The sequence below is a fragment of the Marinobacter alkaliphilus genome (assembly GCF_055394375.1).
This window is the reverse complement of record NZ_AP043751.1, coordinates 465,937-481,292: the sequence shown is the minus strand read 5'-3', so window position 1 is coordinate 481,292 and position 15,356 is coordinate 465,937. Positions and strand designations below refer to the sequence as shown.

13 protein-coding genes are annotated in these 15,356 nt (G+C 58.9%); 7 read left to right on the top strand and 6 right to left on the bottom strand.

Annotated elements, in window-relative coordinates; genetic code table 11:
- Positions 1-42: 42 nt before the first annotated feature.
- The gene (gene rep, locus ACZ5Q2_RS02210) at positions 43-2,061 is read right to left on the bottom strand and encodes a DNA helicase Rep (RefSeq protein WP_432210491.1); all 2,019 of its coding nucleotides are present in this window, start codon (positions 2,059-2,061) and stop codon (positions 43-45) included.
- Positions 2,062-2,205: 144 nt separating this feature from the next.
- On the opposite strand from rep, the gene ACZ5Q2_RS02205 reads away from it, so the two are divergent.
- From ACZ5Q2_RS02205 to rmf, 4 genes are all read left to right on the top strand, one after another.
- The gene (locus tag ACZ5Q2_RS02205) at positions 2,206-3,939 is read left to right on the top strand and encodes a GGDEF/EAL domain-containing response regulator (protein ID WP_061333464.1); all 1,734 of its coding nucleotides are present in this window, start codon (positions 2,206-2,208) and stop codon (positions 3,937-3,939) included.
- 52 nt (positions 3,940-3,991) lie between these two features.
- Positions 3,992-6,322: a Tex family protein gene (locus tag ACZ5Q2_RS02200; protein WP_061333463.1), complete on the top strand. Its 2,331-nt coding sequence runs from the start codon at positions 3,992-3,994 to the stop codon at positions 6,320-6,322.
- A gap of 65 nt (positions 6,323-6,387) precedes the next feature.
- Complete coding sequence (gshA, locus tag ACZ5Q2_RS02195) at positions 6,388-7,944, top strand: glutamate--cysteine ligase (RefSeq protein ID WP_432210492.1); 1,557 nt, start codon at positions 6,388-6,390, stop codon at positions 7,942-7,944.
- Between the two features lie 113 nt (positions 7,945-8,057).
- A complete protein-coding gene (gene rmf, locus ACZ5Q2_RS02190) occupies positions 8,058-8,270 on the top strand; it encodes a ribosome modulation factor (RefSeq protein ID WP_058091935.1) in 213 nt (70 codons plus the stop codon).
- A gap of 1 nt (position 8,271) precedes the next feature.
- On the opposite strand, the gene ACZ5Q2_RS02185 is transcribed toward rmf, so the two are convergent.
- Complete coding sequence (locus tag ACZ5Q2_RS02185; protein ID WP_061333486.1) at positions 8,272-8,697, bottom strand: flagellar basal body-associated FliL family protein; 426 nt, start codon at positions 8,695-8,697, stop codon at positions 8,272-8,274.
- Positions 8,698-8,764: 67 nt separating this feature from the next.
- Between ACZ5Q2_RS02185 and ACZ5Q2_RS02180 the strand changes: the two genes are divergently transcribed.
- Positions 8,765-9,271: a disulfide bond formation protein B gene (locus tag ACZ5Q2_RS02180; protein ID WP_061333461.1), complete on the top strand. Its 507-nt coding sequence runs from the start codon at positions 8,765-8,767 to the stop codon at positions 9,269-9,271.
- 105 nt (positions 9,272-9,376) lie between these two features.
- A complete protein-coding gene (locus ACZ5Q2_RS02175) occupies positions 9,377-9,856 on the top strand; it encodes an Rsd/AlgQ family anti-sigma factor (protein ID WP_061333460.1) in 480 nt (159 codons plus the stop codon).
- Positions 9,857-9,926: 70 nt separating this feature from the next.
- On the opposite strand, the gene ACZ5Q2_RS02170 is transcribed toward ACZ5Q2_RS02175, so the two are convergent.
- From ACZ5Q2_RS02170 to ACZ5Q2_RS02160, 3 genes are all read right to left on the bottom strand, one after another.
- A complete protein-coding gene (locus ACZ5Q2_RS02170) occupies positions 9,927-10,640 on the bottom strand; it encodes an FKBP-type peptidyl-prolyl cis-trans isomerase (RefSeq protein WP_061333459.1) in 714 nt (237 codons plus the stop codon).
- Positions 10,641-10,763: 123 nt separating this feature from the next.
- Positions 10,764-11,147: a hypothetical protein gene (locus ACZ5Q2_RS02165; protein ID WP_106694409.1), complete on the bottom strand. Its 384-nt coding sequence runs from the start codon at positions 11,145-11,147 to the stop codon at positions 10,764-10,766.
- Positions 11,144-11,677: a DUF2390 domain-containing protein gene (locus ACZ5Q2_RS02160; RefSeq protein WP_061333457.1), complete on the bottom strand. Its 534-nt coding sequence runs from the start codon at positions 11,675-11,677 to the stop codon at positions 11,144-11,146. The genes ACZ5Q2_RS02165 and ACZ5Q2_RS02160 overlap by 4 nt, the downstream gene beginning before the upstream one ends.
- A gap of 44 nt (positions 11,678-11,721) precedes the next feature.
- Here ACZ5Q2_RS02160 and ACZ5Q2_RS02155 point away from each other — a divergent pair, with 44 nt between their 5' ends.
- Positions 11,722-13,668 carry an ATP-binding cassette domain-containing protein gene (locus ACZ5Q2_RS02155; RefSeq protein ID WP_061333456.1) on the top strand — a complete coding sequence of 649 codons (1,947 nt, stop codon included), beginning with the start codon at positions 11,722-11,724 and terminating at the stop codon, positions 13,666-13,668.
- A 13-nt stretch (positions 13,669-13,681) separates the two neighbouring features.
- Here ACZ5Q2_RS02155 and ppx read toward each other — a convergent pair whose 3' ends face one another.
- On the bottom strand, positions 13,682-15,208 hold the full coding sequence (gene ppx / locus ACZ5Q2_RS02150) for an exopolyphosphatase (RefSeq protein ID WP_138436837.1): 1,527 nt from the start codon (positions 15,206-15,208) through the stop codon (positions 13,682-13,684).
- Positions 15,209-15,356 lie beyond the last annotated feature (148 nt).

Below are 15,356 nucleotides of genomic sequence, written 5' to 3'. Positions count from 1 at the left end.
GAGCGGGAAAAGTTTCAAAAAATGTAATATTGTCTGACAGTGTTACTCGCGTAGGTCGCCCAGCAGGGCGCTCAGGGTTGCCTTGCCTTTCTTCTGGTTGACCTCTTTGTCCTGGTCCCCGAGACCTTCCCAGCGAACATCGTCTTCCGGCAGCTCGTCCAGAAACCGGCTGGGAATGGTCTCCAGTTTCTCGCCGTACTGTTTGCGTGAGGCGGCATAGGTCAGCGCCAGGGTTTCCCTGGCCCGGGTGATACCCACATACATCAGGCGACGCTCCTCTTCGATGTTGCCCTCCTCAATGCTGGTGCGGTGTGGGAGGATTTCCTCTTCCAGGCCCATGATGAAAACATGGGGGAACTCCAGGCCCTTGGAGGCGTGCAGAGTCAGCAACTGCACCTTGTCGCTGTCGTCTTCCTCCTCCCGCTGCTCCATCATGTCTCGCAGAATCAGTTTGGCGATGGCATCTTCTATGCCCAGTTCATCGGCGGTACCCTTGCCGTCGTCCAGCATGCGCTGGATCGATTCCACCAGGTACCAGATGTTCTCCATCCGCCGTTCGGCCTGCTTCGGGCTGCCGGAGTGCTGGTGCAGCCATTCTTCGTATTCAATGTCGGTGAACAGCTGCTTGATCACCGGTATCGGATCTTCCGAAAACAGCCGTTCACAGGTTTTGTCCACCCAGTGGGCAAAGCGGCGCAGCCGGTCCAGGCCTTTCTCGGTGACGTGGGTTTCCGCGCCCATATCGCCCAGTGCCTTGAACAGGCTGACGTTGCGAGCGCGAGCGTAGTGGCTCAGCTGTTCCAGGGTGCGCGGGCCAATCTCCCGGCGAGGCACGTTCACCACCCGCAGGAAGGCGGCGTCATCATCCGGGTTGATCATCAGGCGCAGGTACGACATGGCATCCTTGATCTCGTTCTTGGAGAAGAACGACTGCCCACCGGAGATCCGGTAGGGGATCTGATACGCCTGAAGCTTCATTTCCAGCAACCGGGCCTGGTGGTTGCCCCGGTACAGCACGGCAAAGTCTTTGAAATCGAGCCCGTTCTTCAGCTTCTGGTCCAGGATCTCTGTGGCCACCCGCTCGGTTTCCGCGTCTTCGTTGCGGCATCGGATGATGCGAATTTCCTCGCCGATGGTGTGGTCACTCCACAGGGCCTTCTCGAACACGTGGGGGTTGTTGGCAATCACCGTGTTGGCACTGCGAAGGATGCGGCCGGTGGAGCGGTAGTTCTGCTCCAGCTTGACGATCTTCAGGCTGGGAAAGTCTTCTTTGAGTTGTGCCAGGTTTTCCGGCCGGGCACCACGCCAGGCGTAGATGGACTGGTCGTCGTCGCCCACCACGGTAAACGCTGCCCGCTCTGCGACCAGTTGTTTGACCAGTTCATACTGGCACACGTTGGTGTCCTGATATTCATCCACCAGCATGTAACGGATTTTCCGGCGCCATTTGGCCAGCACGTCGGGGGTGTCCCGGAACAACTGCACCGGCAGCAGGATCAGGTCGTCAAAATCCACCGCGTTATAGGCTTTCAGATACTCGTTGTAGTGCTTGTAGACAATGGCGATGCGCTGCTCTCGCTCGTCAGCAGCCTTGCTGTAGGCTTCCGGCGGACTGCGCATGGCGTTCTTCCAGGACGAGATGGTCATCTGTACATCGTTCAGCTCGTCACCGGCCTCGGCGCTGGCCTCTCGCATCATCAGGTCCTGCAGCAGGGCTTTGGCATCTTCGGCATCGAAGATGGAGAAACCGGGGTGGTAGCCCAGGTGCGTATGTTCCTCCCGGATGATATTCAGCCCCAGGTTATGGAAGGTGGACACAATCAGCCCCCGGGCCTTACCCCGGTCAACAATCCGGCTGACCCGTTCCTTCATTTCCCGGGCGGCCTTGTTGGTGAAGGTCACGGCGGCAATGTGTCGCCCCGGAATGCCCAGTTCCTCAATCAGATAGGCAATCTTGCGGGTGATTACACTGGTTTTGCCACTACCCGCCCCGGCCAGCACCAGCAGAGGGCCTTCAGCGTAGCGAACCGCTTCGCGTTGTCTCGGGTTGAGCTTGTTCACAATGTAGCGACCAAATAGGGAACCATGGGGAGGTATTTAGCGTGGGGCTATTCTACACCAGCCAGACTTTCTGTACCTTGGCGATCTATCAGCTATGCTTCCTAGAATGGACGTTGCTGTTGGCCGACACATGGATTTTGCTCGATGACACTGTCTTTGGACACCAGACCTGATTGTCTACGCCTGCTGGTACTGACCCCGGAATACGCGGATTTTCTGTGGTTATCCGCACTGCTGCAAGACGATCCGGAAATCAGTCCGGACGCCATATGGTGCCCGGACCTCGTGGATTGTGATGATCTTATCCGCAACGCCAGTTTCGATGTCATTGTTTGGGACTGCATTTTTCACGGTGGTGACGAACAGTCTTTCCTTCAGTACCTATCGGTTTCAAGTGAAGACAAACCGGTGCTTGCCCTCAGTGCGGAGCCCTGCAATGAACGCGGGGGTAAATTGCTGCAGGACGGTGCGTCTGACTACCTGTGCCGGCAGACCCTGGATCGTTGGAGTTTTCGCCGGGCGGTGAAGTATCTCTGGTATCGCGTGCAGCTGTCCGAGTCGGCCCACGGCCAGTTAGGCCGTGAGGTGGCAACCGGGTTTATCAATAGGGACCTGTTCTTCGATCGCCTGCAGCAGGCGCTGTTGCGGGCGGAGAGAGCTGGCCACCGGCTGGCACTCCTGCATCTCAATGTCGATGATTTTCGCAGTATCAACGAATCCTTCGGTTATCAGAAAAGCGACCAGTTGATGTTCCGGCTGGCGGAGCGGCTGCGGCAGAAGATGCGTCGGGTGGATTCGCTGATGCGCATCGGCGGCGACGAGTTGGCGATTATTATCGAGAAGGTGGAAGACTCGCTCGATATTACCCAGATTATCCGTAAGGTGGTGGTTGCACTGGATGAGCCGCTGACCGTTGACGGCCAGATGATTGTGGTCAGCGCCAGCCTGGGCGTGGCGACCTATCCCGAGGCGGGCGACAGCCCGGAAGAACTGCTGAGGCGGGCCAACCGGGCGATGTTCGAGGCCAAACGGGACCCGGGTACCAGTTATCGGTTCTATGACCGGCAGTTACATATTTCTGCTGGCTACCAGCTCCGGTTGGAAGCGGATTTGCGTAACGCTTTACGCGGTAAAGAGCTGGAGCTCTACTATCAACCAAGAATCGATCTGGCGACCGAAGAGGTTCGTGGCGTCGAGTGCCTTCTGCGCTGGAATCATCCCAAGCGAGGCCTGGTGGGGCCCGACGAGTTCATACCGGTGGCGGAGCGCAGTGGCCTGATTGTACCCATTGGTTACTGGGTTATAGAGCAGGCCTGCAAGCGCCTGCAGGAAAGCGCCGAAATGGGCTTTCCCGGCCTGGTATTTGCGGTCAATCTGTCGTTCCGCCAGTTCCACGACCGCAAGATGACCGAAACCATCTTCCGGATTATTTTCAACGCTAACGTCGACACCAGCCTGCTGGAGCTGGAACTGACCGAAAGCGCCATGATGCACGATCCGGATTACGCCCAGCGATGCCTGCGGGAACTCAATCAGCTAGGCATCAGCTTTGCCCTGGATGACTTCGGTACCGGTTTTTCATCCCTGAGCAATCTGCAACACCTGCCCATTTCCCTGGTGAAAATCGACAAATCCTTCGTCCAGGAACTGGGGCAGTCGGCGGATGCCGAGCACATCATCCGGGCCATCATCAGCCTGGCCCACAGCCTGCAGATCAGCGTGGTGGCGGAGGGTGTTGAAACCGAAAGCCAGCTGGAATTCCTGCGCCAGCAGCACTGCGATGAGATCCAGGGCTATTACTTTGCCCGCCCCATGCCCTGGAATGACCTTGTACAATTCCTGAACCACCGTAACCAGTCCGCTTGCCTGCAGCAGTAAGCCGCTGTACCTTTGCGCATTAATTCCGAACGCGATAATACACAGAGGTTGCATGAACAGTATCTCCCGGCGCATTGCCGACGAACTCGGCGTACGCGAGCAACAGGTTAATGCCACCGTTGCCTTGCTGGATGAAGGGGCCACCGTTCCGTTTATTGCCCGTTACCGTAAAGAGGTGACCGGCTCGCTGGACGACAACCAGCTGCGAACCCTGGAAGAGCGTCTTCGTTACCTGCGCGAGCTGGAAGACCGCCGCGGCACCATCCTCAACAGCATTGATGAGCAGGGCAAGCTTACCGATGAGCTGCGCGCCGCCATCCAGGAGGCAGACACCAAGAACCGCCTGGAAGATCTGTATCTGCCCTACAAGCCCAAGCGCCGCACCAAGGCCCAGATTGCCCGAGAAGCCGGGCTGGAGCCCTTGGCTGACGCCCTGTTCGGCGACCCTACGCTGGACCCGGAAGCCACCGCCGCCGGTTACCTGAACCCGGAAGCTGGCGTGGAAGACACCAAAGCCGCGCTGGAAGGCGCCCGCCACATTCTGATGGAGCGCTTTGCCGAAGACGCCGAGTTGCTGGGTTCATTGCGGGACTTTATCTGGCAGGAAGGTCAGTTGAAAGTCACCGTAGTGGACGGCAAGGAGAACGAAGGCGCCAAGTTCCGGGATTATTTCGATCACGTGGAGCCCCTGAAGAAAGTACCTTCACACCGGGCCCTGGCGATTCTGCGCGGACGTAACGAAGGCATGCTGACCTACTCACTGGTGGTGGGGGATGTCGAAGACGATCGCCGTCAGCCCCATCCCGCCGAGCAGCGGATTGCCGCGCGCTGGGGTATTCGGGATAACGGGCGGGCCGCCGACAAATGGCTGTCGGAAGTGGTGCGCTGGACCTGGCGGGTGAAGCTCTCTACCCAGATTGAAACCGACCTGATGTCTCAGGTAAGGGAAGCCGCCGAGGCCGAAGCCATCAACGTGTTTGCCGCCAACCTAAAAGACCTGTTGTTGCTGGCCCCGGCCGGCCCTCGGCCAACCCTGGGCCTGGACCCCGGTCTGCGTACTGGCGTTAAAGTCGCGGTGATCGACGGCACTGGCCAGGTGGTGGACCACGGGGCCATCTTCCCCCATGCGCCCCAGAACAAATGGGAGCCATCCATTGCCCAACTGGCGGCCTGGTGCCAGAAATACCAGATTGAGCTGGTCGCCATCGGCAACGGCACCGCGTCCCGGGAAACCGAGAAGCTGGTGGGCGACCTGTGCAAGCGCTATCCGGAACTGAAGCTGGCCCGTATTGTGGTGAACGAATCCGGTGCGTCCATCTACTCCGCCTCGGAATTTGCCTCAAAAGAGCTGCCGGATCTGGATGTTACCATCCGTGGTGCGGTGTCCATCGCCCGCCGCCTGCAGGACCCACTGGCGGAACTGGTAAAGATCGAACCCAAGTCCATCGGGGTTGGCCAGTACCAGCACGACGTTTCCCAGGTGCAGCTGTCCCGTAGCCTGGATGCGGTGGTGGAAGACTGTGTAAACGGCGTTGGGGTCGACCTGAATACGGCCTCCGTGCCTCTGCTTACCCGGGTATCCGGCCTGAACCCGAGCATTGCTCAGAACATCGTCGATTTTCGCAACCAGAACGGCAAGTTTGTCAGTCGCAAGCAGCTACTGAAGGTCTCCCGGCTGGGTGAGCGCACCTTTGAACAGGCGGCTGGCTTCCTGCGTATTGCTGGCGGCGACAACCCGCTGGACCGTTCCTCGGTGCACCCGGAAGCCTACGGTGTGGTTGAGGCCATCGCGAAGGGTAATGGTCGCAAGGTGGAAGACATCATTGGCGACTCGGCGTTTCTGCGCAGCCTGAACCCTCAGGACTACGTTACCGAACAGTTTGGCCTGCCAACCATCAAAGACATCATCTCCGAACTGGAAAAGCCGGGCCGCGACCCGCGCCCCGAGTTCCGCTTTGCCAACTTCGAGGAAGGGGTGGAAACCCTGAATGACCTGAAACCAGGCATGGTGCTGGAAGGTTCGGTAACCAACGTCACCAATTTCGGCGCCTTTGTTGACATCGGCGTGCATCAGGACGGCCTGGTGCACATCTCCGCCCTGTCTCATACTTTCGTTAAAGATCCGCGCGAAGTGGTCAAGGCCGGTGATATTGTTAAGGTCAAAGTGATGGAAGTGGACATTCCCCGTAAACGCATCGGGCTGTCTATGCGTATGGATGACCAGCCCGGTGCCGAGACCCAGGCCAAGCCAGCCCGGGGCGCCGACCGCAACGCAGGTCGCTCCGGTGGTCGCAAACCCCAGGGTGGCCAGGGCCAGGCGCAGGGCGCCATGGCGGGTGCGTTGGCGCAGGCGCTGGCCTCTGCCCGCAAGAACGGTCGTTAAATCACCTTATCGATTCAACGCGATTGCTCCTCACGAGGGGGCAATCGCGCCAACAGGAGCTCACCATGGCTGAATCCCGCCACTCCCTGTTTCACCAGTTTGCGGCCAGCGATTGGGACGGTTTCCTCAAAGGGGTCGAAAAAGAAGGCCTTCGCGTGGATGCCAATGGTTTCATTGCCCAGACACCGCACCCGGAGGCGCTGGGCTCGGCCCTGACCCATCCACGGATTACCACCGATTATTCCGAAGCCCTGCTGGAGCTGATCACCCCGGTTTTCAGCTCCACTGAGGCCATGCTGGCATCGCTGCGAGACACCCACCGGTTTGTCCAGCAGAATCTCGGTGACGAAGTGTTCTGGTCGGCCAGTATGCCCTGTGAGATTGATGGCGATCAGAGCATTCCCATCGCTGAGTATGGCCGCTCCAACATTGGCCAGCTCAAGCATGTCTATCGGCAGGGGTTGGCTGTGCGTTACGGTCGCATCATGCAGAGTATTGCCGGGGCCCACTACAACCTGTCGTTACCCGACAGTTTCTGGCGTAAGTGGCAGCAACTGACCGGCAATCAGGATGCCCTGAAGGATTTCAAATCCGACCAGTATTTCTGGTTGATCCGCAATTTCCGTCGCCGAAGCTGGCTGTTAATGCTGTTGTTCGGTGCATCACCAGCCCTGGACGCCAGTTTCGTTGCCGGCGTGAAGCATGACCTAAGCCGGTTTGACGAGCGAACCTGGTATGGCAAACACGCTACGTCGCTGAGGATGGGTGATCTGGGTTACCACAACAATGCCCAGGCCTCCCTCAACATCTGTTTCAACGAGCTGGACACTTACACCCGTACCCTGGACCAGGCTATCCATACCAATTGGCCTGCCTATGAAGCCATTGGCACCCGTCGTAACGACGAGTTTATCCAGATCAACACCAGTGTGTTGCAGATTGAGAACGAGTACTACAGCGCCGTTCGTCCCAAACGCACCACCGAGCGCGCTGAGAAGCCTATCCAGGCGCTGGATGCCCGTGGAGTTGAATACATAGAGGTACGTTGTCTGGATCTGGACCCATTCTCGCCGGTAGGGGTCAACCGGGCGCAGATCGATTTTCTGGATCTGTTCCTGCTTGACTGCCTGCTGACCGACTCTCCCCGCATCGGAGATGATGAATGTCAGCGGCTGGATGACAACTACAAAGATGTGGTGGCATCAGGCCGCTGGCAGGAGCTGGGGGTGTGCCAGGGTGGCCAGCGGGTGCCGGTGGGTAACGCGGCCCGTGAGTTGCTGGATCGCTTGCAGCCGCTGGCGGATTTGCTGGACAGCTGGGGTAAGGACGAGACCTACCGTTCAGCCCTGGCTGCTCAGCGTGAAAAGCTGCAGGGGCAGGAGTGGTCTGTGCCATCAGCCCGCGTACTGGCTTCGATGGAAGCCTCCGGGCTTGGTCACCGGGACTGGGTGCTGGCGTTGTCCCAGCAGCATCAGGAAACCCTCAGAAGCGAACCACTGGCTCCGGACGTACTGGCGGATTACCAACGCATGTCGCGGGAATCCCTGGCCGAACAGAAGGCCCAGGAACAGTCGGATAAACTTCCGTTTGCCACCTTCCTGGAAGAGTATCTTCGCTCGTGAGCCGTGGTTGAGTCACAACCCGAAAGGGACGTGACGCACAGAAACCACAGAACGGTTTGCCGGCTTCGTTACCTGCTGTTACTTTTGTTTACAACAGGTAAGGAGACGGCGCCATGGCAAGAGATATCAAGCTCGGATGGGATGTGGAAGCCCTCAACAAGGCATATCGCCAGGGGTACATGGCGGGCTCCATGGGCATGGATAAAAACCGATGCCCGTATCGGGGTGAGGTGATCATCGCTGCCTGGGAAGCGGGTTGGGATGATGCCGGCCAGGTGGCTGCCGAGCAGCCCTCCAGCGACGACCTGTTCTCCCGAATCGCCTGACCTACCTTTGTACCACAAATTCCGTAAACAGGACGCCGGTGATGCGCTCACCGGTTTTCTGTTCTTCCAGGGCAGCATTGATGCGCTGTGCTGCCTCCCCTCTCAACGCTTGCTGGCCCTGTTGCGTAGTGAGCTGGTCAACGTCGGTCTGTTCACCGAACAACATTACCAATTCGTGCCGTAATCTTGGCATATGGGCCTCTACAGCAGCTCTTGTCGTCTCCTGCGAGGCCCGCAGGGTTACAGACGCTTTCAGGTAAATGACCTTGTTGCCGGGTTCGCCCACATGGGTCACAAAAGCCGGCTCCATGGCGATGTAGTCGGTTACCCCCCGTTCCTCCGGCTCCTCCTCGGCCATGGCCGGCCAGGCGATCAGGGAAGCGACAGCGAGTAACAGCGTTAGGGCGTATTTTCGGTGAAAGGTCATAGGCGCAATGTTCTTCATGGGTTAGGATTGGCAGCATCAGCTTACATGATGATTCCGGGGTGTTGATTTGACAAGCAAATGGGTGTTCGGCGTCGTTTTTCTTCTGTGCGCAGCTCTGTTGGCCGTGGCCTTTTACATGGAGCACGTCATGGGCCTGGAGCCTTGCCCGTTGTGCTGGTTGCAGCGTTTTGGTTTCATGGGCGCAGGGCTGGTAGCCCTGATTGCGTTTCTCCATGGTCCCGCCGGTTTTGGTAACCGGGTGTATGGCTTTTTTCTGGTGCTGACCGCCGGTACCGGGCTGGGCATTGCTGGCCGGCAACTTTGGTTGCAAAGCCTGCCGGAAGATCAGGTGCCCGCCTGCGGCCCGTCCGTGGACTACATGCTTGAGGTGTTGCCCTGGTTTGAGGTGCTGCAGACGGCCCTGAAAGGCACCGGTGATTGCGCCGAGGTGGTCTGGCGCTTTCTCGGGTTGAGCATTCCTGGCTGGACAGCCGTGTTCTTCAGCTTGTTGGTGCTGGTTGGCCTGGTGATGATGTTCCGCCGATACCGGCCGAAAAACTGGTTGCAGGGCTGAAACGGTTGCGGGCCACCATGGCCTTGGGGTAACTTGATTCAGTCATGACAACAATCAAGTGAACGGCCATTTATCAGGCAGACTGACTGAGGGGAGACAGACGTCATGTTGGAGAACTGCAGAAACGCCAGGGAGCGTTGGGGCGGAGTCAGCGAGCTGATCGACCGTTGGCTGAAAGAGCGCCAGGAGCTGTTGGTGCGCTACTGCGATCTGTCGACCGAGACCGATTTTTCCCAGACCGAGATGCTGCGAGACAAGTTTGTCCGCCTCTGTGAGGTGCTGGTCGATTATGTGTCTGCCGGGCACTTCGAAGTCTACGAACAGTTGATCCAGGAAGCCCGTGAGTTCAACGATGGCGGCCTGGAGTTGGCGGCAAAGGTCTATCCCCGGATTGAGCAGACGACCGGCGTGGCTCTCAATTTCAACGATCGCGTTGATGGTCGACTACTGACCGAAGACGACGTCAGAGAGCTGTTCTCAGAGTTGTCAAAGCTGGGTGAGGTGCTGGAAAGCCGGTTCGAGATGGAAGATTTCCTGATCGAGCATTTGCATAACGCCCACGCTGGAAAAATGGCCTCAGCCTGATTTCGGGCAGCCAGTAGAGTGTTTCAAAAAAAACGGCCTGAATGTTCAGGCCGTTTTTTATTGCCCGGAGTTATTCGCTTTCCGGGTTCACTGCCAGCAGTTCTACATCAAAAATCAGGGTTTCGTTGGGCCCGATCGCCTGATTGCCACCCGGGCCGTAGGCCAGGTCGGCGGGGATGTAGAGCTTGTAGCGGGCGCCTTCGCTCATCAGCTGCAGGCCTTCGGTCCAGCCCGGAATTACCTGGCTAAGGCCAAAGGTAACCGGTTGGCCACGATCACGGGAGCTGTCGAACACATCGCCATTGATCAGCTCGCCGGTGTAGTGCACCTGTACTCGGTCTGAGGCTGTCGGGTTGTTGCCATCGCCTTCCTCGATGACCTCATATTGCAGGCCGGACTCGGTGGTTTCCACGCCTTCGCGCTCAGCGTTCTGGGCCAGGAAGGCTTCGCCGGCTTCCAGGTTCTGGCTGGCCAGTTCTTCGAATTGTTGTTCCTGTTGCCCCTGAAGCTCCTCCTGGTAGGCCATCAGTGCTTCCTGGATTTGCTCCCTGGTCAGGCGTTTGGTCTCTTCGTCGCCAGCGTGGCCGTGCTGGATACCCTGCAGGAACTGGTCCATTTGCAGGTCAGGCAGGTCATTGCTCATGCGCTCACCAAGCACCAGGCCCATGCCGTAGCTGACTCTCTCCGGCGTCGTGTCCAGGGCTGGGTCCTTTTCGGAGTCCTGGGCGGTAGAGCAGCCGGCAACCAGGCCGGTCATGGCGATAGCTAACAGGGTTTTCTTCATACTGGTATCCTTCGCGCGTGTAACAGGGCCTGACGGCCCACTTGGATTTGGCAAACAGGAAAGGTAACGGGTTCAGCCACAGGATGCCACTGAAACTGTGGTAACAGTGTGATGCTGTTGGCGTCAGGTACCGTTATCCCCGGGCGATGGCGCCAGGGAAAAAGGGGCCCGGTAGGGAGAACGCCAGTCGCTGTCATTGTCGGCCCGGCGTTCGTTATGCAGGTTCTTGCTCGGCCGCTCAATGGCCAGAGCGTTCCAGGGGCCCTGGGCGGGTGGCTGGTCGGCGTAGTGCCAGTTCCCCTCGGTGTCTTGCCATTTAAAGACAATCTCCGGGCCCTCGGTGGGGATGGGGGCCGGCAGCAGGCCTTCAAACGAAGGGATGGCCTCGGGTTTCTCCTCGGCCGCAGACTCCGATACCTTGCCTGGGTCCCCCAGTCCAAAGAAAATCAGCAACAAAAGCAGGCCAAGGGCTGGAAACGATAGCCTAATAAGCCATTTCATCATCATGGCTGGGGTTCTCCTGCCGCAGCCGCCAGGAGGCCTGCCAGCGTGTCCATTGATACGGATGCCTGGGTGTCTGTGTCCCGACGCGGTGCTGCGGCCAATAGGTTTTGCAAGATGGCGGCTTTGCGATTGTGCATGTTGCCAGTCTCCGGGTACCTGGGTGTCAGTGTGTGCCAGGCCAGGGCAAGTTCGGTTTGCTCGGCCTGTAGTTCGGCCTGGGCCAGTGCTTCCCGGAGATCACGACAACCAATATGATGCCGGGGAATGGATTTTCTGGCGGAACGAATGCTGCCGGTTACACGGGATCGCCACTCTGTTACCTTAGCGTCCTCAACGCCAGTGAACAGGTGCCCGTTCACCCCCAGCCAGCCGGCACAGAGAATTCGGGTAACGCTCCAGTCACAGGCCTGCAACGTCAGGCAGGCCTCGGCCAGCTCCGGGTTTTGCCAGCAGGCCAGTGCATAACGCCACAGGGGATTATCCGGTTCCATTGTTGCGGGCAGATTCAATGATTCTGTCTGCGGAACGGTCATGGCAGGGCGCTTCCCTGGCTGAAATCCATGGATAAAGACAGTCTATGTTAACGATAACCGATCTCAGTTTACAACGAGGCGGCGTCTGGTTGCTAGAAAACGTCAGCCTGACGGTGCAGCCCGGCCAGAGGGTAGCGATTGTTGGCGCTAATGGTGCCGGAAAATCCAGCCTGTTCCAGCTCTTACTGGGCCATCTGGCGCCGGAGCAGGGCAGTGTGTCGTTGCCAGGGGGCTGCCGTATTGCCCACATGGCGCAGGAGGTTGAGGCCAGCCAGCGATCTGCCCGGGACTTTGTCCTGGATGGCGACTTTGAATTGCGCCGTATGGAGCGTGAGCTGGCCGATGCCGAGACCCGGGATGACCATCACGCCATTGCCCGCCTGCACGGCGAGCTGGATGTGCACGAAGCCTGGTCTGCGCCGAGAAGAGCCGACTCGTTGCTGCGTGGGTTGGGGTTCGCTGATAGCGATACCGGCCGGCCAGTATCGGCGTTTTCAGGGGGCTGGCGTATTCGCCTGAATCTGGCCCAGGCCCTGATGCGGCCATCGGACCTCCTGTTGCTGGATGAGCCCACCAACCACCTGGACCTGGACGCCTGTCTGTGGCTTGAGAACTGGCTTCGTCGATACCCTGGCACCCTGCTATTTATTTCCCATGATCGGGATTTCATGGATCGGGTGGCCACACACCTGGTGCACTTTGATAACAAAAAGCTGGAACTCTACACCGGCAACTACTCGGCGTTTGAAGTGCAGCGCAGTGAGCGCCTGGCCCAGCAACAATCCAATTACGAGCGCCAGCAGGCCCGTATTGCCGAGATCCAGCGTTTCATTGACCGCTTCAAGGCCAAGGCTACCAAGGCCCGCCAGGCCCAGAGCCGGGTCAAGGCCCTGGAGCGCATGGAACGAATCGCGCCAGCCCATGTGGATTCGCCCTTCAGCTTTGAATTTCCAATGGCGGACAAGGTGTCCAACCCGTTGTTGTCCATTCGCAACGGTGTGGCCGGCCATGGCCAGACGGCTATCCTGAACAATATCAACGTCACCTTGCTGCCCGGCTCGCGCATTGGTTTGCTCGGCCCCAACGGTGCGGGCAAATCAACCTTTATGGATGCCCTGCGGGGCACTGGTACCCTGCTGGCCGGTGAGCGTACCTGTGGCGAGCACCTGGCCATCGGGTATTTTGCCCAGCACCAGCTGGAAGCCCTGGACCTGGACGCCAGCCCGTTCTTGCATTTGCAGCGATTGTCGCCCCGTGCGTCCGAGCAATCGGTACGGAACTTTCTGGGCGGTTTTGATTTTCATGGCGACGAAGCCCTGAGTCCGATTCGCTCGTTCTCCGGGGGGGAGAAAGCCCGGGTCGCCCTGGCGGTGATCGCCTGGCAGAAACCCAACCTGCTGTTGCTGGATGAGCCCACCAACCACCTGGACCTGGAGATGCGCCAGGCCCTGACCATGGCATTGCAGAATTTTGATGGTGCCATTGTGGTGGTGTCCCATGATCGGCACCTGTTACGCAATACCGTAGACGAGTTCTGGCTGGTGTCGGATGGCACAGTCCAGGAATACGACGGCGACCTGGAAGACTATGAACGCTGGCTGGCAGACCGCAGGAAGGATGAGGACGAGCCCCCCAAACGCCAGGTAGCTGAGGATTCAGATGCTGAAAAGAAGGCGGGCAGTGGCCAGGCATTGACGGCCGAAGAGCGCAAGGCCAGAAAACGCCAGGAGGCGGAACTTCGTCAGAAGCTGAGCCCGTGGCGGAAAAAACAGGTATCTCTGGAAGCCCGGATGGATCAGCTGCAGCAGCAATTGGCAGGCGTGGAAGCTTCTCTGGGCGACCCTGCGGTGTACGAAGACAGCGGGAAATTGCGCCTGAAGGCGCTGCTGGCGGAGCAGACTGAACTCAAGCGGGCCCTGGAGGAGGCCGAGGCCGAATGGCTGGAGGTCAGCGAAATGGTGGAAAACCTCGAGGCCGAACTGGCTGGCTAGTGCCCCATCGGGTTTACCGGGTGCCGATTTCCAGGGTGAAATCCTGTTTGGACAGGTAATCCCGCTCGTTCTCCAGGTCTGCCAGGGTCAGTGGCCGGTTATCCAGCCAGCCTTCCGGAAACTCCACCACCAGCTTGTTTTCATGGCCATGGAGGACGAATTCGGGTGGCTGCTCCAGATTCCTGGGGTGTTGGATTAGCACGGCCAGCCTTAGCAAAACGCACAGGTAGCGCAGGCGCGGCTTGTCTTCCGGCTCTATGCCCTCGAACACGGTGGAGGAGAATTTCCGTCGATGGCCACGCACCAGGGTGGCCAGATCTTTTTGAAACTGCTGGGTAAACCCGGGCAAGTCGGAATAACGCAGCAGATAAGCGCCATGTTTGTGGTACTGGCTGTGGGAGATGGTCAGACCAATCTCGTGCAGCCGGCAGGCCCAGCGCAGTACATCCTCGTCCGCTGACGTATGCAGGCCCCATTGATCGGCCACTTGCTGCCATGCAGCAATAGCCGTTTGCTCAACGGCAGCGCCGTGAGCCTGGTCCACATGGTAGCGCTCCTGCAGCGCGGCAATGGTGCGCTCCCGTACATCCTCGTGCTGGATACGGCCTACGATGTCGTACAGCAGCCCCTCCCGCAGCGCGCCATCAGCGAAGGTCATCGCTTGAATATCCAGTGATCGGAACGCCGCCAGCAGGATGGCAAACCCGGCCGGGAAAATGCTTTGCCGGTCCTGGCGCACGCCCAGGTCTGCCAGTTTTTCGACCCTGCCCATGTCGACAAGCCGTTTACGCAGCTCTTCCATTGCGTCACGGGTGAGGGTGCCATCGGTGATCTTCAGGTTGGCCAGCACACTGCAGATCGCCTTGATGGATCCTGAGGAACCGACGGCACTCTGCCAGCCAACCGAGCGGTAGTGCTGGCGGATGTTCAGGAGCTCCTGTTCGGCGTGAGTGATCGCCTTGTCCATCTGCCGCCGGGTAATTTTGCCGTCCGGGAAATAGCGATTGCGAAACGACACACAGCCCATATGCAGGCTTTCCAGCTCCTGGGGCTCAAATCGCTGGCCGATAATGAATTCGGTGCTGCCGCCGCCAATATCGATGACCAGTCGCTTACCTTCGTCATCGGCCAGGGTGTGGGAAACGCCAAGGTAGATCAGGCGGGCTTCTTCCCGTCCCGCGATGATCTCAACCGGGTAACCGAGGACCTCTTCTGCCCGGGCAATGAACTCGGGGGCGTTGCGGGCCACTCTCAAAGCGTTGGTACCGACAATCTGAACGCCCTCGGCAGGCATGCCCTGCAGGCGCTGGGCAAACCGGCTGAGACATTCCAGAGCCCTTTGCTGGGCTTCTTCTGTCAGCCGGTTATAGGGGTCCAGCCCAGCGCCAAGCTGGACTTTCTCGCCCATCTTTTCGACCGTGCGAATTTCACCATGGACCAGCCTGGCCACGACCATATGGAAGCTGTTGGAGCCCATATCAATGGCTGCCAGCATGTCCGGGGAGGGGGCGGTGTTCTCGGCAGGGGATGCGGCCGTCACGTGGGTTGGCGTCCTGTATGGTGTGAACTTGTCGATACAATGGCCGTACTATAAAAGAAAGCGCGGTGCGCTGTCAGTAACGGTCTGCGGTGAATACGGATGCGGATCGTCGCCGACGGAAACAGATCTCGCTTCACATTGAGGCCGG

What these genes read in the sequence shown, in the direction of transcription:
- ACZ5Q2_RS02205 (WP_061333464.1), top strand. Translation starts at nt 2,206, where the DNA reads ATGACACTGTCTTTGGACACCAGACCTGATTGTCTACGCCTGCTGGTA.
- ACZ5Q2_RS02200 (WP_061333463.1), top strand. Translation starts at nt 3,992, where the DNA reads ATGAACAGTATCTCCCGGCGCATTGCCGACGAACTCGGCGTACGCGAG.
- gshA (WP_432210492.1), top strand. Translation starts at nt 6,388, where the DNA reads ATGGCTGAATCCCGCCACTCCCTGTTTCACCAGTTTGCGGCCAGCGAT.
- rmf (WP_058091935.1), top strand. Translation starts at nt 8,058, where the DNA reads ATGGCAAGAGATATCAAGCTCGGATGGGATGTGGAAGCCCTCAACAAG.
- ACZ5Q2_RS02185 (WP_061333486.1), bottom strand. Translation starts at nt 8,697, where the DNA reads ATGACCTTTCACCGAAAATACGCCCTAACGCTGTTACTCGCTGTCGCT.
- ACZ5Q2_RS02175 (WP_061333460.1), top strand. Translation starts at nt 9,377, where the DNA reads ATGTTGGAGAACTGCAGAAACGCCAGGGAGCGTTGGGGCGGAGTCAGC.
- ACZ5Q2_RS02170 (WP_061333459.1), bottom strand. Translation starts at nt 10,640, where the DNA reads ATGAAGAAAACCCTGTTAGCTATCGCCATGACCGGCCTGGTTGCCGGC.
- ACZ5Q2_RS02165 (WP_106694409.1), bottom strand. Translation starts at nt 11,147, where the DNA reads ATGATGATGAAATGGCTTATTAGGCTATCGTTTCCAGCCCTTGGCCTG.
- ACZ5Q2_RS02160 (WP_061333457.1), bottom strand. Translation starts at nt 11,677, where the DNA reads ATGACCGTTCCGCAGACAGAATCATTGAATCTGCCCGCAACAATGGAA.
- ACZ5Q2_RS02155 (WP_061333456.1), top strand. Translation starts at nt 11,722, where the DNA reads ATGTTAACGATAACCGATCTCAGTTTACAACGAGGCGGCGTCTGGTTG.